The following is an 18886-nucleotide window of genomic DNA, read 5'->3' on the forward strand; positions in this document are numbered from 1 at the left end:
TCGTAAAAGCCTTTGCCGTTTTTATACGCGTATGCCCATTCTTCATTAGGGTAGGGTTTGGTGGTGCCATCGCTTAATAGCTCCATAATTTTTTGTTTTTGGCCGTAAAAACCATGTACCGATAAAAACTTACGGCCCGAGGGCGTAATAGCAATATTACCCGGTGGGTGCTGCGCGTCGAATGTGGCTACTGTTTTTAAATCAGCATTTTGATTAGCGGTATTAGCAAACACACTGCTGGTTAAAAACGCGGTGCTGCAGGCTGCAACTAAAAGTATTTTTTTAATCTCGATCATGTTTAAAAGCCTTCTAAAACAAGTTTACCGCGTGAGGTGTGCGACTCTAAAATTTGATGTGCTTTATATAAATTAGCGGCGTTTATTAATCCTAAATTTTGCCCAAGCGTGGTTTTAAGTGTACCTGCGTCTATCAGCTCACTAATTTCATTAAGTAAGGTGTGCTGCGCCGTTATATCGGCGGTAGTAAATAGCGAGCGGGTAAACATAAACTCCCAGTGCACTGAAATACATTTACGCTTAAACTTTAAAATATCGAACGATGTAGGGTCATCTATTAGCGCAAATTTACCTTGGGGTTTAATACACTCCACTATTTGGTCTTGGTATTGGTCGGTATGGGTTAAGCCAATAACGTAATCAAACTCAGCTAAACCTAGCTCTTTGCGCTGCTCGTTTAAGTTTTTAGAATGATCGAGCACGTGATCGGCTCCTAACTCTTTAAGCCAAGTTACGCTTTGCTCGCGCGATGCAGTACCTACCACGTTTAGCCCAGTAAGTTGCTTGGCAAGCTGTACTAAAATAGAGCCAACGCCACCTGCGGCGCCAATAACTAAAATAGATTGCTGAGTATTTTGCTTATTTTTTGGCACTTGCAGGCGATCAAATAGCATTTCGTAGGCGGTAATGCTGGTTAGCGGCAGCGCTGCGGCTTGTGCGTCGGTTAATGTTTTAGGCGCACGCCCTACAATACGCTCGTCAACTAATTGAAATTGCGCATTACTGCCTTGGCGCGATAAATCGCCGGCGTAAAATACACGATCCCCCACATTAAATAACGAAACCGACTCGCCAACGGCTTTTACAACGCCTACGCCGTCCCAACCTAATACTTTGTAGCCTTGCTCTGGCGCTACATTTGCACGTATTTTTGTATCAACAGGGTTTACCGAAATAGCATTTACTTCAATAAGTAGGTCGTGCCCGGTGGCGGTTGGGGTATCAAGTTCAATTGCTTGTATAGAGTTGGGTGTAAGCGTTTTAGTGTTTTTGGTGTAGCCAAATGCTTTCATGTGCGTTCCTGATGATTTTAACCAAGTGTTTTTAACGTGTAAGCACTATAGCTCAGTTGAAAAATAGAAAAAGACATGAAAAACTAAAGCACTTTCAAATTTTAATTGAAAATATGCGATCATTTAACGATATTCAAACTTTTATAGATGTAGCCAGTTGCGCCAGTATTTCTGAAGCCGCACGGCAAAACGCGCAAACCCCAGCGGCGGTAAGTGCAGCTATTAAGCGCCTAGAAAAAGATTTAGGAAACGTATTGTTTATTCGCTCTACCCGCAGCTTACGATTAAGTGTGGCAGGGGAGCAGTTTTTAAGTTACGCCAAAGATTCACTTTCGCTTATTCAACAAGGGGTAGCTGCAGTACAAACCGCTGTGGGCGAAGTAACAGGGACACTACAGGTATCGGCCCCGTGCGATTTAGGGCGTAATAAACTAAGTGAATGGCTTAATGAGTTTTTAGCGCAATACCCGCATGTAAAACTTAAACTGCACTTAAGTGACGAAGTAAGCGACATTTACAGCCAATCAATTGATATTGCACTGCGCTTTGGTGTACCAAAAGATTCGCAGTTAATTGCAGCGCCACTTTTTTTAAATAATGCGCGTATTTTAGTGGCCTCTGCTGAGTATATTGCTAAAAATGGATTGCTTACACATCCACTTAATTTAACGCAGCACACCATCATTACCTTTATGCGCTTTGGCGAGGTGTTTAAAGAGTGGCGATTTTATAAAAATGGCGCAGTGCAAAAAGTGCAGCTAAATTGCCAACACATAGTTAACGATGGAGAAATGGTTAGGCGCTGGGCGTTAGAGGGCAAAGGCATTGCGTATAAGTCGTACTTAGATGTAATTGATGATTTAGCAAGCGGGCAACTCGTTCATTTATGCCCCGAGTGGCAAAGCGATCCGCTACCGCTTTATATGATGTACGCCGACCGACGCCAAATGACCCCGGTGATCAGCGCATTTAGGGCGTTTATTCAACAAAAAATAACCGCGTTAGTTGGCTAACTCATCGTCACTTTTAGTATTTAAATCGTTTACCACTAAATCAAGCAGCTGCATTAGCTGTTTGGCTTGTGTGGGGTCTACACTTTCAAACTTACATAATATATTTTTTGGAATATCAGCGGCTTCGTTTTTAAGGGCTTGCCCACTTTGGGTAAGCTGAATTAGGCGCTTACGCTTATCGTGCTCATCTTTAATAACAGCCAGCAGAGACTTTTCGGTCATTTTTTTGAGTATTTGGGTCATAGCGCCGCCATCAATAGCGGTTTTATCTATTAGCTGCGCTATGGTTACTTCATCTTGCTCCCACAGCGCCATCATTACTACATACTGCGGATACGTTAAATTAAGTGCAGCTAAAGGCTCACGGTAAGCACGTGCAATGCTATTTGATGCCATATATAACCTATGACAAAGCTGATTTTTTAATTTTAGTTGCTCAAATGACATACCCAACTCCTAGTGCGTTAATACCTTCAACTCAAAAAACATTTTAATTTGCATGCAAAGTATTTGCAATCTCTAATTACTTGGCCTATTATTTTGTATGCAAACTAAATTAATTGATAAACTTTGGAGTTCACTATGAATGTATTACAAAACGTTGCCTACACAGCAAAAGCAACTGCAACCGGTGGCCGTGAAGGTGTAGCTAAATCAGACGATGGCCGTTTAAATGTAAACTTATCAACCCCAAAAGGGCTAGGTGGCGACGATGGACAAGGCACAAACCCAGAGCAATTATTTGCAGCTGGTTATGCAGCGTGCTTTATTGGTGCACTAAAATTTGTAGCAGGTAGCGAAAAAATTGCTCTACCAAGTGATACACATATTAATTCTGAAGTCTCTATTGGCGCGATTGAAGGCGGGTTTGGCATTGCAGTTAAATTAGCTGTATCACTAGGTGATATGGATAAAACAGCAGCGCAAGAGCTGGTAAATAAAGCACACCAAGTATGCCCATACTCAAACGCTACACGCGGTAACATTGAAGTAGAGCTTTCGGTTATTTAATTAACTGTTTACTTAGCATTGTAATAGCCCAGTGGTTTGCCACTGGGCTTTTTTGTGCGCTGCAATTTACTAGAGATCACATTAATTGAAGTGGGCTTTTAAATAAATATACGGAAAATCGTATATTTGATATTTCATATATTCTAATTTTGTTTTATTGTATGCACACTAACTAAACGAGGATGCTATGGAACAACTCAACCCACTTCAATTTTACAAATGCTTAGCCGACGATACACGCTTAAAAGCCATGTTATTAATTAGCCATGAGCAAGAACTATGTGTGTGTGAGCTTGTTGCTGCGCTTGAACTTAGCCAACCTAAAGTGTCGCGCCATTTAGCGCAGCTTAGGCAATGTGGCTTATTGAGCGACCGTAAGCAAAATCAATGGGTGTATTACAGCATTAATAAAGCCTTGCCAGAGTGGGCTCTTAGCGTAATAGCACAAACCAAAAACGAAAATTCTGCGTTTTATAACGACGATTTAAATCGACTCAATGCTATGGGTAATCGCCCAGAGCGTGCAGCAAGCTGCTGTTAATTAAGCAAATTGATATAACTTTACTAAAGGTATTTATTATGACAATTAAAGTAGGTATTAACGGCTTTGGCCGTATGGGACGTTTAACACTGCGCGCAGCACTAGAGTGGCCAGAAGTAGAATTTATTAAAGTAAACGATGTAGCGGGCGATGCTAAAACACATGCCCATTTATTAGAGTTTGACTCAGTGCACGGGCGTTTAGCGCACAGCGTTACAGCAAACGAGAATAGCTTTAGTGTGGCTAAACATACTATTGCCGTTACCAATAACAAAACCATTAGCGATACTGATTGGTCTGATTGCGATGTAGTGATAGAAGCCAGCGGTAAAATGAAAACCACTGAGCTGTTAAATCAATATTTAGCACAAGGTGTTAAGCGCGTTGTGGTAACCGCTCCGGTAAAAGAAGACGGCATTTTAAATGTGGTTATGGGCGTTAACGATAATTTATATAACCCAGATGAGCACAAAATTGTGACTGCGGCTTCGTGTACGACTAACTGTTTAGCGCCTATTGTAAAAGTACTACAAGAAAAAGTAGGCATTAAGCACGGCTCAATGACCACTATTCACGATATTACCAATACCCAAACTATTATTGATGCGCCACATAAAGACTTACGTCGTGCTCGTTCATGCGGGACAAGTTTAATACCTACCACAACCGGTAGTGCAACAGCCATTACGCATATATTCCCTGAGCTAAAAGGTAAGTTAAATGGCCATGCCGTGCGGGTACCTTTAACTAACGCATCTATTACCGACTGTGTATTTGAGCTTGAGCGTGGTGTAACTGCCGCTGAGGTGAATGAATGGTTTGCTCAGGCGTCTAAAAACGAGCTTGCTGGCGTATTAGGTTACGAAGAAAAACCGCTGGTATCGATTGATTACAAAACCGATCCACGCAGCAGCATTATTGATGCGCTTTCTACCATGGTTATTAATAACACCCAGCTTAAATTATACGCTTGGTACGATAACGAATGGGGCTACGCTAATCGTACTGCCGAGCTTATGCTTAAAGTTGCTAAAAGTGACGTGGTTTAACCATTAATTAAAGGTTTTAAGGGCGTTAACCATGTTTGAGCAACTTGCTAATTTACCTACAGCAATAAAACAGTATTTAATTATTACCGGTAATTATTGGGCATTTACCTTAACCGATGGCGCACTACGTATGCTGGTGGTGCTGCATTTTCATCAGTTAGGGTATGGTGCACTGGCCATTGCCATGCTGTTTTTGTTTTACGAAATTTTTGGTGTGATCACCAATTTAGTGGGCGGTTGGCTAGGGGCTCATTTAGGCCTTAATAAAACCATGAACTTTGGCTTGGCGCTGCAAATAATGGCGCTTGCCATGTTATGTGCGCCAAGTGAATGGCTCACCGTGGCTTATGTTATGGCGGCGCAAGCGCTTAGCGGCATAGCAAAAGATCTAAATAAAATGAGCGCCAAAAGCGCCATTAAACACTTAGTGCCCGAGGGAGAAAGCGGCCAAGGCCAGCTTTACAAATGGGTGGCTATTTTAACGGGCTCTAAAAATGCGTTAAAAGGGGTCGGCTTCTTTTTAGGTGGTTTACTCCTTACGGTACTGGGTTTTGTAGGTGCTTTAAAAGCCCTAATTTTATTACTCACTATTGCGTGGATTATTAGCGTTGTATTTTTAAAAGGCGACATGGGCAAGGCTAAAAATAAGCCTAAGTTTAAAGAGCTATTTTCTAAATCCCGCGCAATAAACTTACTAAGTGCAGCACGATTATGCTTGTTTGCCGCGCGTGATGTATGGTTTGTAGTGGCTTTACCTATTTATTTAGCCCAGCAGTTTAACTGGAACTTTTGGTGGGTTAGTGGCTTTATGGCACTTTGGGTGATTGGCTACGGTGGTGTGCAATCGCAAGCGCCGCGTATTACAGGCACCAGCAATTCAAGTGTAGATACCGTTAAACATGCCTATTTATGGGTGTTGCTGTTAAGTGGTGTAACTGCACTTTTAGCACTACTCATGCAATTAGATGTGGCTGTGCATGTTACCTTAATTATAGGTTTACTTATTTTTGGCGGTGTATTTGCAGTTAACTCATCAGTGCATAGTTATTTAATTGTCAGCTTTGCTAAAAGCGATGGTGTATCGCTTGATGTTGGCTTTTATTATATGGCTAATGCCATGGGGCGTTTACTGGGTACGGTGCTTTCGGGGTGGGTGTTTCAGGTTTATGGTTTTGTAGCGTGTTTGTGGGTGAGCGTTGCTTTACTCATAGGTGCCTCAATAACCACAGCTATTTTGGCTAAGCGTTAAAACTCAACGTATTGTATTAAATTAAATTTTGTTCGCGGTTATCGATAGCTTGATTAGTAAAATCGTCTAAACTGTACTTGTAGTTTAAACAAAGGGCAGGTCAATGCGAGAAATATCGTTAGCAAAAAAACTATTATGGCTTACAGTAGGTAGCATATTTATAACCGTGTTACTGCTATCGAGCATTCTGTGGTGGGAGCTGTCGTCGAGTAACGATGAGCTATCAAGCCAGTCAGAAAAATATATAGTGGCAGAAGTTGAAGAAAAACTAAGTGCAAACGCGGCTGTATACGGTGAAAGAATTGCAGGGTTTATTAACGAGGCATACCGTGTCCCTTTTTCACTAGCTGCCATATTAAGTGGCACGGCTGGTAATGACGCACTTAGCCGCGAATCCGTTGTTAATCTAAATAAATCCATATTAAATAATAATGAGTCGCTTTCTTCCATCTACTCCCAGTTTGAAGTAAATGGGTATGATTCCAAAGATACTCAATTTACAAATGGCTACAGTCACTCTGTTGATGGTGCTGGTACACTCGAAATTTATTTTACACGCAGTAAAGAAGGCGTGGTCGAGCAGCAAGTTGTAGACGACCCTGCCGAAAAATATTTCACTAAGCTTAATGAATTTGGCCTGCGAGAGTCTGAATGGTATTTGTGTGCTAAAGACAACGTAAAGCCGTGTATTATGGAACCTTACTTATACGAAATTACACCAGGCAATTCAGAAATGATGACGTCTCTTACGGTTCCTATTATCAGAGACGGCCGGTTTGTTGGTATATCTGGTGTTGATTTAACGTTGCCGGTTTTTCAAAAATTAACAGAGCAGCTTTCAAAAGAGCTGTATAACGGTCAAGCTAAGGTTACCTTATTAAGCGATTTTGGTTTAATCGTAGGCAGTAGCCACTACAAAACAAAGCTTGGCCGGCCTTACAAAGAAGCAATGTCATCCACTATTACCAGTAAAGTTGAAAAGGTACGGGGTGAAAACAATCTTTTAAAAGCGGATGACACTTACCTGGTTAATTACCCTATAAATATAAAGCTTGCAGACACTCAGTGGTCGCTCATTATTGAAGTACCTGCAAATTTAGCTCTGGCTGGCCCACAGGCTTTGAGTGAAAATATGCAAAGTACCGCAGCAGCATTGGGCACTATTATTTTAGTAACCGGCTTAATTATTGCGGGTGTTGCTTTTGTAGTTATGAAATTTGTTGTGGCAGGTGTTATAGCCCCACTTGAACAAATACAAGAACGCGTTGATAACCTAGCCAGTTCAGAAGGCGACTTAACACACACCTTACATGTAGACAGCCATGCCGAACTAATTGCACTGGCTGGTGGCTTTAACCGCTTTTTAACTAAATTACGCGACCTAATTGCTGAGCTTAAAGCCGTATCAGATCAGACTAAGCAACAAGGCGAAATTGCCCAGCATATAGCCATCGACACAAAACATAATGTGCAGGCGCAGTTTAAAGAAATAGAAAGCGTTGTTACTGCTATGAACGAAATGAGCGCAACGGCGCTTGAGGTAGCAAGAGCTTCAGAACAGTCAGCGCAGCAAGCTGACGAAATAAACGGCTTAGTGGTAAGCAGTGAGTCGAGCTTGTCGTCGGCTATGACGCAAGTAAAAACTATGTCTGAAGAAATAAAAGAGGCAAACCAAGCCGTTGAAAAAGTAGCGACGCGTAGTAAAGACATAACGCAAATTTTAGATGTGATCAGAACCATCTCAGAGCAAACTAACTTACTGGCACTCAATGCAGCCATTGAGGCAGCAAGGGCTGGCGAACACGGCCGAGGTTTTGCAGTTGTTGCTGATGAAGTACGAGCACTTGCCTCTAAAACCCGTTCATCTACTGATGACATTAGCAACCTAATAGACAGCCTACTGCATGAGGTTGGTAATGCTTCCACCGTTATAGAAAAAGGCGTTGTAAGAGCACAAAATGCGGTTGACGAAACCTCTGTCGCCTTTGACGCGTTGCACAGTGTGGTTGTAAAAGTGGATGAAATAACCAATCAAATAACGCATATTGCAACAGCGGCTGAAGAGCAAAGCTTAGTAACAGAAGAAATAAATCGTAATTTAACGCTTATTTCTGATGCGGCATCTCAGTTGTCTGGTTTATCTTCGCAGGCAGGCGATAGTAGCGAAGTTCTTAATAAGCTGGTTGCTCAACAAGATAGCGAACTCAATAAGTTAAAAACCTAACAGGTACATAATTCCTAAAAATAAAAAACGGCGGTAATTATATTACCGCCGTTTTTTCATTAATTGAGTTGTTTAGTTTAGAGCGTTTTCATAATTTTAAACATTTGATCGATCATAGGTTGTGCAAGCTCTTCAACACCCGGGCGGTTAAAATAGCCGCGTAGCCCTGTAAATTGCACTTTAAAAAAGCGAGCATAGTCTTTTGGGCTAACCTCGCCTTTTAGCTCTTCACGCGCAATGGCTTGTGCAAATAAATCGCTTAAATAATCTTCAAATTTGTCTGATAAATCAAGGCTTAATGAATACAAACAGCTGTCTTCATCGGCAAACTCACAATTTGCTTTTACTAGCATGCAAATGGCGCTCGGGGCATTTTTTTTATCTTTAATGATGACGTTTTCAACAAACGTTTGTAAACCACCAATAATAGTAGGCGAAGCCAATAAACACGTTTTTATTTGATCTTCTATTTGCATGGTGTAATTTTTTAAAGACTCAATATACAACCCTTCCTTTGAGCCAAACGCAGAATAGATACTACCTGGGCGCATATTAATTGCGTCCTGTAGATCGCGGGTCGAAGTGGCATTAAATCCCTTTTCCCAAAATAGCTGACTGGCAAGGCGGACAACAGTCTCGCGCTCAAATTTAACTTTGTTGACCATGCTGTTTCTCAATTAATTTGAACATTTGCTCAATTTTAACTTGAGCGGTCGCTCAAAAGCAAATGGTATGTGCTTCGACGTTACTTAGACAACTTATTTTTGGAGCTAACAATGGCAGAATTTACTTTATATACAGCAGAAAATGCACCTGAAGAGTCAAAACCTTTATTAGCCGATTCAGTTGCTGCATTTGGCATGTTACCTAATTTACACGCAGTAATGGCTGAAGCACCAACGCTATTAAAAGGTTACCAAGTACTTCACGAATTATTTCAAAACACTTCATTTAACGCAGAAGAGTTAACAGTGGTATGGCAATCAATTAACGTTGAACATGACTGTCATTACTGTGTACCAGCACACAGTGCCATTGCAGCGTCAATGAAAGTTGACCAAGGTATTGTTGATGCTTTAGTGAATAAAACACCGCTTGCAGATGCAAAACTCGAAACATTACGTGAAACAACATTGGCTATGACGCGTGAACGTGGCGTAATTAGTGACGAGCAAATAGAAAAGTTTTTTGCAGCGGGTTACGGTCAACAGCAACTACTAGAGATTATTGTAGGTTTATCGCAAAAGGTAATGAGCAACTACACTAACCACCTAGCAAATACGCCAGTGGACGAACCATTTAAAAAATTCGCAAAATAATCGCGTTATAATTAACAAAAAAGGCAGCGAAAGCTGCCTTTTTTGTGCCGTAAGCACCGGGAGCTATTTGAATTTTACGGCTTGATTGCTACGCGTATAAATGCGTGACTCTGGTTTGGTCCATTCACCTTTTTTTAAATAGGAGGTAGACACAACCAATTTCCCATCTTTTAAATCGCTGGTCGACTTCACTTTAGTAATACCTTCTTTACTACCTGTAACCTCTTCGTAAGCAACAAACTGCGTAGGGCTGAGTACTTTTATAGTGCCTTTTGTATAAAAACCGGCTGTTGTAAAATAATAAAAAACCAATGAGTCTTTTTTGCTATCGTAAAAAATCATCGACTCGCCACCATATTCACCCTCATTAATAGAGTGTTTTGTTCTTATTGCCTTACCATTAAGCGCACGCTCCCATAAGCCTACGTCTTGAACTGGTTTAGTGCCTGGTGCAACATCAAAATCAGCTTGCCACGAGCCTAAATAAGGCTGAAATACACTAAGGTGTTTATCAAGTTTAAGTGGTTGTTCTTTTGCGTGAGTTGTAAAAGCTAAAAAGCACAAAGTAAAAAATAGCACTTTAAAATATGTCATAATTATTCTCTTATTATTTGAATTGATACAGACCAGTATAGGCGATAATTACTTGATAAAGAAAATCTTAATAATTCTATCCTTACTTTTTATATCCATAGTATGGTTTGTACATTTTCAGTGGGGCGTAACTATTTTGGCGCCTACTTATATAACTGCTATTAGTGCCATAACATTTATTATGTATGCGTGGGATAAACACAAAGCTAAGCAGTCGGTAAATAAAAAAGTAACTCGTACAAGCGAGCGAACTCTTCATTTATTAGCACTATGTGGGGGCTGGCCAGGGGCGTTAATTGCTCAGCAATTGTTGCGTCATAAATCACAAAAAAAGCGTTTTATAACGGTACTTTGGGTGTGCATTTTATTAAATGTAGTTTTATATTTTTTTGCTTTAGACTTTCGTGGGTATTTGGAAATAGCTAAGGTAAGCCTTTAAAAAAACGACCCCACTGAAAAACAACTAAATCAGTGGGGCGATGGTTGAATAACAACATTAGCGTTTTAACTGTGCTTCGCTTTGGTTAAGTAATCTAATAATAGGGTTTTGTTCTAATATTTTATTTTTTAAAAAATAGCCAATCAATAACCCGGCAACAAAGCCCCCAATATGTGCGCCATAATCAATGCCATCAGGGCCGCTTAACGCACCAGATATATTTATAATCAACCAAATTGCAAAAAACCAAGCAGCTGACAGTTTTTTCTGGTAGATAATAATCATAAAAGTGAGGCTGGCATGCCTAAACCACATTAAGTACATACCAAATAAGCCCGCAATTGCACCACTTGCACCTACACTAGGTATTGCTGATGTTGGGCTAACAAGGTAACTAGAGAGAGAAGCTATTAGCCCACACACTAAATACCAGATTAAAAAGCGCTTGTGCCCTAAAACATCTTCTAAGTTGTCACCTACCACATATAAAAAATACATATTCCCTAGCAAATGCATTATTGAGCCATGCAAAAACATACAAGTGAGTAGTGTCCATACTTCATTGCCTTCACTTATATCTGACGGTGTCATGGCAAAAAACTCAATGGCGAAGCCAAATGCTTCACTATTGAAAAAGTATAAAGCAAAAATTAATGTGTTGAGTGCTACTAAACTGAAAGTGACCCATGCTTTTCGCTGAGGTTTTATATTATATTCAACAGGCATTTGAGTTAAAAATTGAAAAAAATACGTTTTCCAGCTTGTTCTTTGATTTAGCTCGTTTAGAGTAGCTTTTAATTCTGGACTTTTTTTAACGCTTTCAAGCTCATCTTTATCAATCCAGGTACCATCACAATGCCTACAAATATCAATTTCGGTATGAAAATCTTCTAGAAGATGAAAACGTTCCAAGCTTTTATTGCAATCAGGACAGCCAAGTTCTGAAATACCTAATGAATCACCAAAGCTGGTTTCAAATTTCTCACCGACAGGACCATCGTTGATTTCGTCAATCATGCGATTAACTTCATTTTTTCAAACCAAAGGCCACCACATTCAAGGCAGATGTCTATTTCTTCACCTTGGTAGTTTGTAGCTTCTAAAGCGTGTGTTTTACAATGTGGGCAGTGTTTAGTTGGCATTTTTTAGCTCCTTTAGCGATCCAACAGAAATATCATTTTGTTTTAATTCCATTTTTAACTGTTCCGCATTTTGTTTTAATGCGGGTAAAGTTTCATCTTTTATTAAATGAGTAATTTTTTTTAGTTCAATTGCGGCTTGTTTAGCTGACATTTTCCTTGATATTGCTGCATTGATTACAAAGTCTGCTCTAGAATAAAACCGACGAATTTTAGTTAAAAACTCACTGGGTGTTTCAAGTGTAGTACGTGAAAACTGCATTGTTTTCCATATGTACTTATCTAAAGTAGGTTTAAAAAATTCCATTTCAGATTTTGGTGGGCTTTTTGCTAAGCGCTCTGCATATTCCGTAACGGCATTTACGTTATCGTTAACTTCATCAAATAAAGAAGTACGTAGATAATAGTTATCTTCCATTTTACTAAAAGAATCAAATTTTAAAGCTTGTTCTAAACCACTTTGAGCGGCTAAATACACGCCAAATATGGTAGAGATAACCATAAAAAGTTGATTTAACCAAAAGCCTGTGCTCTTTAGCTCTTGTTATCAACTGTTTTAAGTGCTTGAGCTAGTTTTTGAGTGGCCGCAGGGTTTTTGGGCTCACTTTGAGATGACGGAGTTGTGGGGTTCACTGCAAAATCCTTTTTTTACTTCCTTTGAAGCGAAATATATTAATGAATGAATATTTAATAATCAATGATTTATTAAATATTCATGTCACTAGTTTTTTTCACTAATCACATTGCTTGATTTAACCACTTTTTAACAATACTGCTCCACTTTGCTCACTCCCTAAATGATCGTCTTTATTATAAATAGGGCAGCTTTTAAGTGATAAACACCCACAGCCAATACATCCATCTACGCGGTCGCGTATGCGTTGCATATACGCTATGCGTTCATCTAATTGAGCTTGCCAGCGTTTTGAAAGCGCAGACCAATCTTTTTTAGTGGGCGTGCGGTTATCGGGGAGTGAGGCAAGTTTTTGTTTTATATCGTCTAGCGAAATGCCCATGGCTTGTGCTGCTTTTATAACGGCCACTCGGCGAAGTACGTCGGGTTTGTAGCGGCGTTGATTGCCGCTGTTTCGCCAGCTTTTTATTAAATGTTTAGTTTCGTAAAAGTGTAATGTAGACACTTTTACACCACTTCTTTTTGCTACGTAACCTACTGTTAAAGTGGCGTCGATCAGCTTTTTTTGCTCAGCAGACATTAATTTTATTCCATGTATTGACCTCAATATAACTTGAGGTTTTGAGCTCCCTTCAACATTAAAAAAGGAGCTGGAAAAATGCAACAAAAACTTAGTTGTAACACCGTTATTATTTATTCATCGGCACGAAAAAATGGTAACACAGCCGCACATGTTAAAAGTTTTGCTGAGCAAAATGAGCTGCATGTTGTGTGTTTAGATGAATTTAAAATACCGCCTTACAGTTACAGTAAAAAATATACTGATGATGAATTTTTCTCGCTTTTTGAATCACTTTTAAATTACGACCATTGGGTATTTGCTTCGCCAGTGTATTGGTATAGCACCACAACACAAATGAAAACATTCATAGACAGAATTACCGATTACATGGATGACGAACATTTAAAACCAAAGTTGCGTTTACTGCGCAGTAAAGATTTTTCGTTGCTGTCTAATGCGTCGTCGAGTGAGGCGCCAGATGCTTTTGTTGCGATGTTTAAAAACACATTTAGTTATTTAGGCATGCGTTTTTTAACGCATCACCATAAAAGTTCGCACACTTTATCGTGAATAACTGCCTTTTGTACAAAGCATCTGGTACTTTATTTATACACTAAAAAAGCCAAAGGATTGTTTATGAAATATTTACTATTACTTTTGTTGTTAAGCCCATTATCTTTCGCTAATGAGCAACCTATTAACGGTTTTGGTTATTACTATAAAGTACCAGAGCATGCAGCGATTAATGATTCGACTCAATTTAAAATAGCGTTTGATGTGGCCGATGGCGCTAAAAAAGGCGAGCAAAATAATGCGATGAACTCACTTGCCCGCTTTATAAATATGCATGTTGCACATGGCATTAAACCAGAGAACATTAAGTTAGCATTAGTTGTACATGGTGGTGCAAGTGTAGATGTGCTATCGAACGATGAATATAAAAAACGCTTTAACGTTGATAATAAAAACGCGAGCTTAATAAAACAATTATTGGCAAATAACACGCAGGTATTTGTTTGCGGGCAGTCGGCTACTCACTTTAAAGTAACGCCTAAACAGCTTATACAAGGCGTTACCATGTCTTTATCTGCTATGACCGCGCATGCTCAACTTCAGCAGCAAGGTTACACTTTGAATCCATTTTAATGAAAAAATCTATTTTATGTTTTGGTGACTCAAATACGTGGGGGTTAAACCCCGCAACGGGAAAGCGTTTTGAGGAAAAAGTAAGGTGGCCGTCGGTATTAGCAGAAAGGCTAGGTGACCAATTTGCTATTATAGAAGCAGGGCAGCCTAATCGAACGCTTGTGAATAATCCACCATTTAATGGGGACTTATCGGGGGTAAGTTATTTAAAACCATTTTTAGAAGCGCACTCTTTGACTGCTATAGTGATAGCCCTTGGTACTAACGATTTAAAAAAGCGCTTTAAATTAACGCCTGAGCAAATAGGGAATAGCTTAGCAAATTTAATAGACGGTATTGAAGGGTTTTACGAGGGTTATAAACAACCTAAGCTCATAATATTGAGCCCACCCTATGTTAGTTGTGTAGGGCAATATAAACATGTTTACGAGGGCGCACCGAGTAAAAACCTAGCTTTGAGTAAAGAGTTTGAAAATGTAGCGTGTATAAAAAATGCCAACTTTTATGATTTACAAAAAATCGTTTCTGTTTCACCCATTGATGGGGTACATATAGAAGCCAATAGCCATGCTAAAATAGCGGGTTTAGTGTGTAATTTAATAAATGAAGTTGATGCGTAATTAACGCTAACGCTTAAATTATAAGTACGCTATTTACTATGAATATTGTGAGCTTATTTGCATTTAAGGCTGATTATGCAATGATGGAGAACACACTGATAGTGAATGCTTTATAGGCAATAAGGACATAATGAAAAAATACCAACAAAAGTCATTAATTGCAGTATTAACCGGTGTTTTGGTTTTTGTAGTGGGTAGCCTAGTTTTATTGTATTTTGCTGGGCACAAATTAGCGGCCGCAATACAAAAAGATGCAAAGCAAATTGTTAACCACATAGACGCAGCTGTAAGCGAGCGACGCCAAATTCTTTTTCCTTTAAATGCATTAAACTTCTCTGAGTGTAGCGACGAAAACTTACTTGAAATGCGGCGTGCACTTTTTGATGCCAAGTATGTTGTAGATATCGGCTTTTTTAAAAATAACCAGCTTGTTTGTACCACAGGTTCGGGTGTACTAAAAACCCCAATAAACGATAGAACCCCCGACTATATTCGTAACAATCTTGAAAGTAAAAACGACAATAACATCAGAGTTCGGTTTGAGCCTAAGTTAAAAATTTTACTTTTTGAAGAACGAATAATGCAGGTCGTGATAGTTAGGCAGGGTAACTATAATTTAATTATGGATACCGCGGCTATCAGTCGCAGTAACATTGCAGCACCGTACTGGGAAATAACGTATAAAACGGGTTCTGATTCATTTCATTTGGCAGGTAAAAGCGGCTTGAGTAAAGAGCTTGCAAGCCACAAACAAATACCGTTTGAAACCGCACTTATGTGCAGCAATAAAAATAAAGGATATTGCGTTGCGGTTAGAACGCCATGGAGTGAGTTTTTCGCTGACAATCAATTTTTGCTGATTATTTCTCTTATATTAACCTGCCTAACGGGTGTGTCGAGCGCGCTAATAGTGGATTATCAAATTGCCGCTCGTCGCTCTACTAATAATAGAGTGCGTAAAGGCTTAACAAAGGGCTCATTTTATTGGACTTACCAACCTATTATTTGTTTGCACACAGGTAAAGTAATTGGTTGTGAGGTGCTAGCTCGCTTTGAAGACAAATACGGGCCACTTTACCCCGATGAGTTTATTCCGGTGATACGAAAAAATAATTTAACGTGGTCGTTTACTCAAGCAATGGTAGCGAAAGTACTTAAAGAGCTTACAGAGTTGGACGATTTACCAACGGGTTTTAAGGTGTCTATTAATATATTTCCTTGTGATGTAGAGCTTGGAAATGTATCGCTGTTGACACAAGAACCTGCACTTATTAATTCACGCTTTATTATTTGCCTAGAAATAACCGAAGACGAGTACCTCGATACTAGCATTGCACATGCTCATTTTAGAACGCTGGTTGATTCTGGATTTAATTTGTCGCTGGATGATTTTGGTACTGGCTATTCTAATTTAAGAAATTTACAAAATTTAAGTTTCCACCAGTTAAAAATAGACCGAACTTTTGTACAAGATATAGCCACGCAAGGTTTAAAGGCGTCTATGATCCCTAATATAATGGAGTTAGTGCGTAAGTTTAATTACACCTGTGTAGCTGAAGGAATAGAAACAACTGAACAAGAAGCTATGTTAAAAAGCGCGGGTGTACATTATGGGCAAGGTTGGAAATACGGCCGGCCAATGAAGGTCGAAAAATTTAAACGGTATATAGCACAGCAAACGCTTTAAAAAAGATCGACGATCTTTTTTAAAGCGTATAAGCAGTTAAATTTATTATAAAAACAGGCTAATTAGAATGATTAGATCAATATTTACAATGCTTTTGTTACTCTTAATAACTGGCTGCGCATCGCAATACCCTAATCAGCAAGTTGTCGGAAAGCAATTTCCAACGATTACTGGCGAAAGCTTAGAGAAGAAAGAATTTGTTATTCCGAGTGATTTTAACACTGAAAAAACCTTGCTGCTTATAGGCTATAAACAAGATAGCCAGTTTGATATTGATCGCTGGTTAATCGGTTTAGATATGGTAGGTGTAACACTCCCTACCTATGAGTTACCTACTATTGCCGGCATGGCACCGCGAATGTTTAGCACGTTTATTGATAATGGTATGCGCAAAGGGATTCCTAAAGAGTTATGGGGTGGTGTTATTACTATTTATAAAGACGGTGAAGCGGTGCAAAAGTTTACTGGTAACCAAAGTCCTAACAATTCGCGCGTTATTCTTATAGATAGCACAGGGAAAATATTATATTTTTACGACCGTGGTTTCTCTGTTGATGCGCTCAATAAATTAAAGGCAAAAATATAACGTTTTAAAGTGTGGTCGTTATTTATGGAAAATTTAAATAACGGCTCAGTATAATTTTTCAGTACTGAGTATTGAGATAAAGCTAATAGGTAATGCTCAACAGATCAGAGCAGTATAATATATGAGGTATAGTATAAATTAATTTTTAAGCTATTGTTATTTATATGTATTAATTTTTTCGCTGCTTTTTTCTCTTTATTCTTAATACTAAAATCGCATTGTAAACCTCGGGTATTTTAGTTAATCTAGTATCAAAGTTTCAAGGATGAAATCTATGCTAAAACCGCACACCGTATTTGTTAAAACCACCTTTCAATCTTCTTTTCACTGTGAAAGTTACACAATTATATTAAAAACTATGCAGGCTATTTTTGGTGATATAAAAATGGATGATGCATTGCCTAAACCTGACGCGCGCGACAAGTTTGATTTATATTTAATTGATGGTGCTAAAAATAACTGGCTTGATTTATTACCTGCTGATTTACTTTGTTTAGCAAAAAAGCATAAGGTTGTTTTATTTAATGTTGAGCAAGAAGCTGTTTGCGAAAAAAACTTACTATTAAATCATGTTAATGGTGTTTTTTATAAATCGGATGCGCCAGAAGTTATTTTTAAGGGGTTAGTTAGGGTCACATCCGATGAACTGTGGTTTACCCGAAAAGTAATTTCTAAAGCATTTAGTGATATTTTATTAGTTGCTTCTTCTTTTAACTCTTTAAAAGACGATATTACTTTAAAGCAAGACGATTATGCTCACCTGACCAAACGCGAAAAGTCGGTTATTCATTTAATTGCTCAAGGCGCGAGTAATAATACGATCGCGGATAAACTTAATATAAGTGATCACACCGTAAAAACTCATTTGTATAGTGCCTTCAAAAAAACAAATTCACGAAATAGAATAGAGCTTGCAAACTGGGCCCAGCGTTATGTAGCGGTATTATTACCTATGAGTAAGTAGCTTATAGCGGCTAAATAACAACATAAACCACATAAAAAAGGCTACGTAATGTAGCCTTTTTAGTTTTTTTAAATAAAATATTAAGCTGCTTTTTGAGCCCATAAGCCTTTATCAATGCCCTTTGTAACCAGGTCGGTCAGTGCTTTTTCTATTGCTTGAGTAACGCATATACTCATGGGTTCGTTGTCGCTAAAGCCACCTTCGGCTTCGGCAAGGCGCTTGTAGCTTACATATCTAAAAAAGCCTGCTCTCATTTCTTGGCTTAGTACTTTTTTGCTGGTGGCAACGCTCAATAGCACTTGGCCTGTTCGTACGTCTACGGCGCGTAAATATATTGAAATAGCATCTTCTCTATAAAGCTCAGAGGCGCCAATACCAAAGTACTCCATCCCTAAACCACCGGTTTTTACGTTGGTATCGTAGCTAATAATACCGCCTTCTAAAATTATTTTAGCGGTGGTTAATGGAGGAAGTTCAACACTGTTTGGGTTTTCTGATTGGGCTGCCCGAATAATTTTTCTTTCCGTTAATATATTTTGCAGACCTTCTCGTTCAACAGGTGTAAACCAGTCTGATTCATGAAGCGCTTGTACTAAAATAGAATTAGCGCCTTGTGTTACGGCAGTAGAAAAAGAGCTTACATTTGTTTGGGGTTTGTATTGACCTGTTTGATCTCTAAATGAGTAAACTGAAACCGGTATACTACCTGCTGGCTTTGGTAAGTTTTTTAGATCGCTGAATATTTCTGTTGGCTCAAGGCTCATTGCATTTTGTTGTGACGGTGGAATTAATTTGCCTAA

General features: G+C 39.1%; 23 protein-coding genes and 1 pseudogene. 14 read left to right on the forward strand and 10 right to left on the reverse strand.

All coding sequences use genetic code 11. From position 1 onward, the window contains the following. Both BCG07_RS09290 and BCG07_RS09295 read right to left on the reverse strand, forming a co-directional pair. Nucleotides 1-296: pseudogene (locus BCG07_RS09290) on the reverse strand (hypothetical protein); the annotation flags it as partial. A gap of 2 nt (nt 297-298) precedes the next feature. Then, nucleotides 299-1309: a zinc-binding alcohol dehydrogenase family protein gene (locus BCG07_RS09295; RefSeq protein ID WP_276756157.1), complete on the reverse strand. Its 1011-nt coding sequence runs from the start codon at nt 1307-1309 to the stop codon at nt 299-301. A gap of 113 nt (nt 1310-1422) precedes the next feature. Between BCG07_RS09295 and BCG07_RS09300 the strand changes: the two genes are divergently transcribed. Continuing rightward, on the forward strand, nt 1423-2322 hold the full coding sequence (locus BCG07_RS09300) for a LysR family transcriptional regulator (RefSeq protein WP_033025490.1): 900 nt from the start codon (nt 1423-1425) through the stop codon (nt 2320-2322). On the opposite strand, the gene BCG07_RS09305 is transcribed toward BCG07_RS09300, so the two are convergent. Continuing rightward, entirely contained in the window at nt 2311-2769 is a 459-nt protein-coding gene (locus BCG07_RS09305; RefSeq protein ID WP_008129992.1) for a MarR family winged helix-turn-helix transcriptional regulator, read from the reverse strand. The genes BCG07_RS09300 and BCG07_RS09305 overlap by 12 nt on opposite strands. Nucleotides 2770-2904: 135 nt before the next feature. Between BCG07_RS09305 and BCG07_RS09310 the strand changes: the two genes are divergently transcribed. The 5 genes from BCG07_RS09310 (at nt 2905) to BCG07_RS09330 (ending at nt 8396) form a co-directional block, all read left to right on the forward strand. Then, on the forward strand, nt 2905-3333 hold the full coding sequence (locus tag BCG07_RS09310; RefSeq protein WP_004587024.1) for an organic hydroperoxide resistance protein: 429 nt from the start codon (nt 2905-2907) through the stop codon (nt 3331-3333). A 187-nt stretch (nt 3334-3520) separates the two neighbouring features. Beyond that, nucleotides 3521-3874: a metalloregulator ArsR/SmtB family transcription factor gene (locus BCG07_RS09315; RefSeq protein ID WP_006794425.1), complete on the forward strand. Its 354-nt coding sequence runs from the start codon at nt 3521-3523 to the stop codon at nt 3872-3874. A gap of 38 nt (nt 3875-3912) precedes the next feature. Continuing rightward, complete coding sequence (locus BCG07_RS09320) at nt 3913-4923, forward strand: ArsJ-associated glyceraldehyde-3-phosphate dehydrogenase (RefSeq protein WP_286889916.1); 1011 nt, start codon at nt 3913-3915, stop codon at nt 4921-4923. A 31-nt stretch (nt 4924-4954) separates the two neighbouring features. Then, the gene (gene arsJ / locus BCG07_RS09325) at nt 4955-6172 is read left to right on the forward strand and encodes an organoarsenical effux MFS transporter ArsJ (RefSeq protein ID WP_286889917.1); all 1218 of its coding nucleotides are present in this window, start codon (nt 4955-4957) and stop codon (nt 6170-6172) included. A gap of 103 nt (nt 6173-6275) precedes the next feature. Next, nucleotides 6276-8396, forward strand: coding sequence for a methyl-accepting chemotaxis protein (locus tag BCG07_RS09330; RefSeq protein WP_286889918.1), 2121 nt, complete (start codon nt 6276-6278; stop codon nt 8394-8396). A 77-nt stretch (nt 8397-8473) separates the two neighbouring features. Here the strand turns inward: BCG07_RS09330 and BCG07_RS09335 are convergent, their stop codons facing one another. Then, nucleotides 8474-9061: a TetR/AcrR family transcriptional regulator gene (locus BCG07_RS09335; RefSeq protein WP_138739527.1), complete on the reverse strand. Its 588-nt coding sequence runs from the start codon at nt 9059-9061 to the stop codon at nt 8474-8476. A gap of 111 nt (nt 9062-9172) precedes the next feature. Here BCG07_RS09335 and BCG07_RS09340 point away from each other — a divergent pair, with 111 nt between their 5' ends. Beyond that, entirely contained in the window at nt 9173-9715 is a 543-nt protein-coding gene (locus tag BCG07_RS09340) for a carboxymuconolactone decarboxylase family protein (protein ID WP_006794430.1), read from the forward strand. Between the two features lie 63 nt (nt 9716-9778). On the opposite strand, the gene BCG07_RS09345 is transcribed toward BCG07_RS09340, so the two are convergent. Beyond that, nucleotides 9779-10309: a hypothetical protein gene (locus tag BCG07_RS09345; RefSeq protein WP_006794431.1), complete on the reverse strand. Its 531-nt coding sequence runs from the start codon at nt 10307-10309 to the stop codon at nt 9779-9781. A gap of 52 nt (nt 10310-10361) precedes the next feature. On the opposite strand from BCG07_RS09345, the gene BCG07_RS09350 reads away from it, so the two are divergent. Continuing rightward, nucleotides 10362-10748: a DUF1294 domain-containing protein gene (locus BCG07_RS09350; RefSeq protein WP_243533791.1), complete on the forward strand. Its 387-nt coding sequence runs from the start codon at nt 10362-10364 to the stop codon at nt 10746-10748. A gap of 57 nt (nt 10749-10805) precedes the next feature. Here the strand turns inward: BCG07_RS09350 and BCG07_RS09355 are convergent, their stop codons facing one another. The 4 genes from BCG07_RS09355 to soxR all read right to left on the reverse strand — a co-directional run bounded on the left by BCG07_RS09355 (nt 10806) and on the right by soxR (nt 13101). Further along, the gene (locus tag BCG07_RS09355; protein WP_243533793.1) at nt 10806-11765 is read right to left on the reverse strand and encodes a rhomboid family intramembrane serine protease; all 960 of its coding nucleotides are present in this window, start codon (nt 11763-11765) and stop codon (nt 10806-10808) included. Then, on the reverse strand, nt 11762-11890 hold the full coding sequence (locus BCG07_RS09360; protein WP_239104518.1) for a zf-TFIIB domain-containing protein: 129 nt from the start codon (nt 11888-11890) through the stop codon (nt 11762-11764). Before BCG07_RS09360 ends, BCG07_RS09355 begins: the two co-directional genes overlap by 4 nt. Beyond that, a complete protein-coding gene (locus BCG07_RS09365) occupies nt 11880-12389 on the reverse strand; it encodes a hypothetical protein (RefSeq protein ID WP_243533795.1) in 510 nt (169 codons plus the stop codon). Before BCG07_RS09365 ends, BCG07_RS09360 begins: the two co-directional genes overlap by 11 nt. Before the next feature lie 250 nt (nt 12390-12639). Further along, a complete protein-coding gene (soxR, locus tag BCG07_RS09370; protein WP_243533797.1) occupies nt 12640-13101 on the reverse strand; it encodes a redox-sensitive transcriptional activator SoxR in 462 nt (153 codons plus the stop codon). 78 nt (nt 13102-13179) lie between these two features. Between soxR and BCG07_RS09375 the strand changes: the two genes are divergently transcribed. The 6 genes from BCG07_RS09375 to BCG07_RS09400 all read left to right on the forward strand — a co-directional run bounded on the left by BCG07_RS09375 (nt 13180) and on the right by BCG07_RS09400 (nt 18086). Then, nucleotides 13180-13653: a flavodoxin family protein gene (locus BCG07_RS09375; protein ID WP_243533799.1), complete on the forward strand. Its 474-nt coding sequence runs from the start codon at nt 13180-13182 to the stop codon at nt 13651-13653. Between the two features lie 66 nt (nt 13654-13719). Next, complete coding sequence (locus BCG07_RS09380) at nt 13720-14229, forward strand: DsrE family protein (protein WP_138739529.1); 510 nt, start codon at nt 13720-13722, stop codon at nt 14227-14229. Further along, nucleotides 14229-14849, forward strand: a complete 621-nt coding sequence (locus BCG07_RS09385) for an SGNH/GDSL hydrolase family protein (protein ID WP_243533802.1) — start codon at nt 14229-14231, stop codon at nt 14847-14849. The genes BCG07_RS09380 and BCG07_RS09385 overlap by 1 nt, the downstream gene beginning before the upstream one ends. A 130-nt stretch (nt 14850-14979) precedes the next feature. Beyond that, on the forward strand, nt 14980-16536 hold the full coding sequence (locus tag BCG07_RS09390; protein ID WP_286889919.1) for an EAL domain-containing protein: 1557 nt from the start codon (nt 14980-14982) through the stop codon (nt 16534-16536). Between the two features lie 67 nt (nt 16537-16603). Next, on the forward strand, nt 16604-17122 hold the full coding sequence (locus BCG07_RS09395; protein ID WP_243533806.1) for a hypothetical protein: 519 nt from the start codon (nt 16604-16606) through the stop codon (nt 17120-17122). A 274-nt stretch (nt 17123-17396) separates the two neighbouring features. Continuing rightward, nucleotides 17397-18086 (forward strand): helix-turn-helix transcriptional regulator, encoded by a 690-nt coding sequence (locus tag BCG07_RS09400; RefSeq protein WP_138739532.1) that lies wholly within the window; start codon nt 17397-17399, stop codon nt 18084-18086. Nucleotides 18087-18166: 80 nt separating this feature from the next. On the opposite strand, the gene BCG07_RS09405 is transcribed toward BCG07_RS09400, so the two are convergent. Beyond that, nucleotides 18167-18886: CsgG/HfaB family protein (locus BCG07_RS09405; protein ID WP_286889920.1), on the reverse strand; the 720-nt coding region annotated here is incomplete at its 5' end.

Source organism: Pseudoalteromonas sp. ESRF-bin5, assembly GCF_002632075.1.
Classification (GTDB): Bacteria; Pseudomonadota; Gammaproteobacteria; order Enterobacterales; family Alteromonadaceae; genus Pseudoalteromonas; species Pseudoalteromonas marina.

Excerpts from the sequence above, each read along its gene's own strand:
- BCG07_RS09295 (WP_276756157.1), bottom strand. The coding sequence starts at position 1,309 with ATGAAAGCATTTGGCTACACCAAAAACACTAAAACGCTTACACCCAAC.
- BCG07_RS09300 (WP_033025490.1), top strand. The coding sequence starts at position 1,423 with ATGCGATCATTTAACGATATTCAAACTTTTATAGATGTAGCCAGTTGC.
- BCG07_RS09305 (WP_008129992.1), bottom strand. The coding sequence starts at position 2,769 with ATGTCATTTGAGCAACTAAAATTAAAAAATCAGCTTTGTCATAGGTTA.
- BCG07_RS09310 (WP_004587024.1), top strand. The coding sequence starts at position 2,905 with ATGAATGTATTACAAAACGTTGCCTACACAGCAAAAGCAACTGCAACC.
- BCG07_RS09315 (WP_006794425.1), top strand. The coding sequence starts at position 3,521 with ATGGAACAACTCAACCCACTTCAATTTTACAAATGCTTAGCCGACGAT.
- BCG07_RS09320 (WP_286889916.1), top strand. The coding sequence starts at position 3,913 with ATGACAATTAAAGTAGGTATTAACGGCTTTGGCCGTATGGGACGTTTA.
- arsJ (WP_286889917.1), top strand. The coding sequence starts at position 4,955 with ATGTTTGAGCAACTTGCTAATTTACCTACAGCAATAAAACAGTATTTA.
- BCG07_RS09330 (WP_286889918.1), top strand. The coding sequence starts at position 6,276 with ATGCGAGAAATATCGTTAGCAAAAAAACTATTATGGCTTACAGTAGGT.
- BCG07_RS09335 (WP_138739527.1), bottom strand. The coding sequence starts at position 9,061 with ATGGTCAACAAAGTTAAATTTGAGCGCGAGACTGTTGTCCGCCTTGCC.
- BCG07_RS09340 (WP_006794430.1), top strand. The coding sequence starts at position 9,173 with ATGGCAGAATTTACTTTATATACAGCAGAAAATGCACCTGAAGAGTCA.
- BCG07_RS09345 (WP_006794431.1), bottom strand. The coding sequence starts at position 10,309 with ATGACATATTTTAAAGTGCTATTTTTTACTTTGTGCTTTTTAGCTTTT.
- BCG07_RS09355 (WP_243533793.1), bottom strand. The coding sequence starts at position 11,765 with ATGATTGACGAAATCAACGATGGTCCTGTCGGTGAGAAATTTGAAACC.
- BCG07_RS09360 (WP_239104518.1), bottom strand. The coding sequence starts at position 11,890 with ATGCCAACTAAACACTGCCCACATTGTAAAACACACGCTTTAGAAGCT.
- BCG07_RS09365 (WP_243533795.1), bottom strand. The coding sequence starts at position 12,389 with ATGGTTATCTCTACCATATTTGGCGTGTATTTAGCCGCTCAAAGTGGT.
- soxR (WP_243533797.1), bottom strand. The coding sequence starts at position 13,101 with ATGTCTGCTGAGCAAAAAAAGCTGATCGACGCCACTTTAACAGTAGGT.
- BCG07_RS09375 (WP_243533799.1), top strand. The coding sequence starts at position 13,180 with ATGCAACAAAAACTTAGTTGTAACACCGTTATTATTTATTCATCGGCA.
- BCG07_RS09380 (WP_138739529.1), top strand. The coding sequence starts at position 13,720 with ATGAAATATTTACTATTACTTTTGTTGTTAAGCCCATTATCTTTCGCT.
- BCG07_RS09385 (WP_243533802.1), top strand. The coding sequence starts at position 14,229 with ATGAAAAAATCTATTTTATGTTTTGGTGACTCAAATACGTGGGGGTTA.
- BCG07_RS09390 (WP_286889919.1), top strand. The coding sequence starts at position 14,980 with ATGAAAAAATACCAACAAAAGTCATTAATTGCAGTATTAACCGGTGTT.
- BCG07_RS09395 (WP_243533806.1), top strand. The coding sequence starts at position 16,604 with ATGATTAGATCAATATTTACAATGCTTTTGTTACTCTTAATAACTGGC.
- BCG07_RS09400 (WP_138739532.1), top strand. The coding sequence starts at position 17,397 with ATGCTAAAACCGCACACCGTATTTGTTAAAACCACCTTTCAATCTTCT.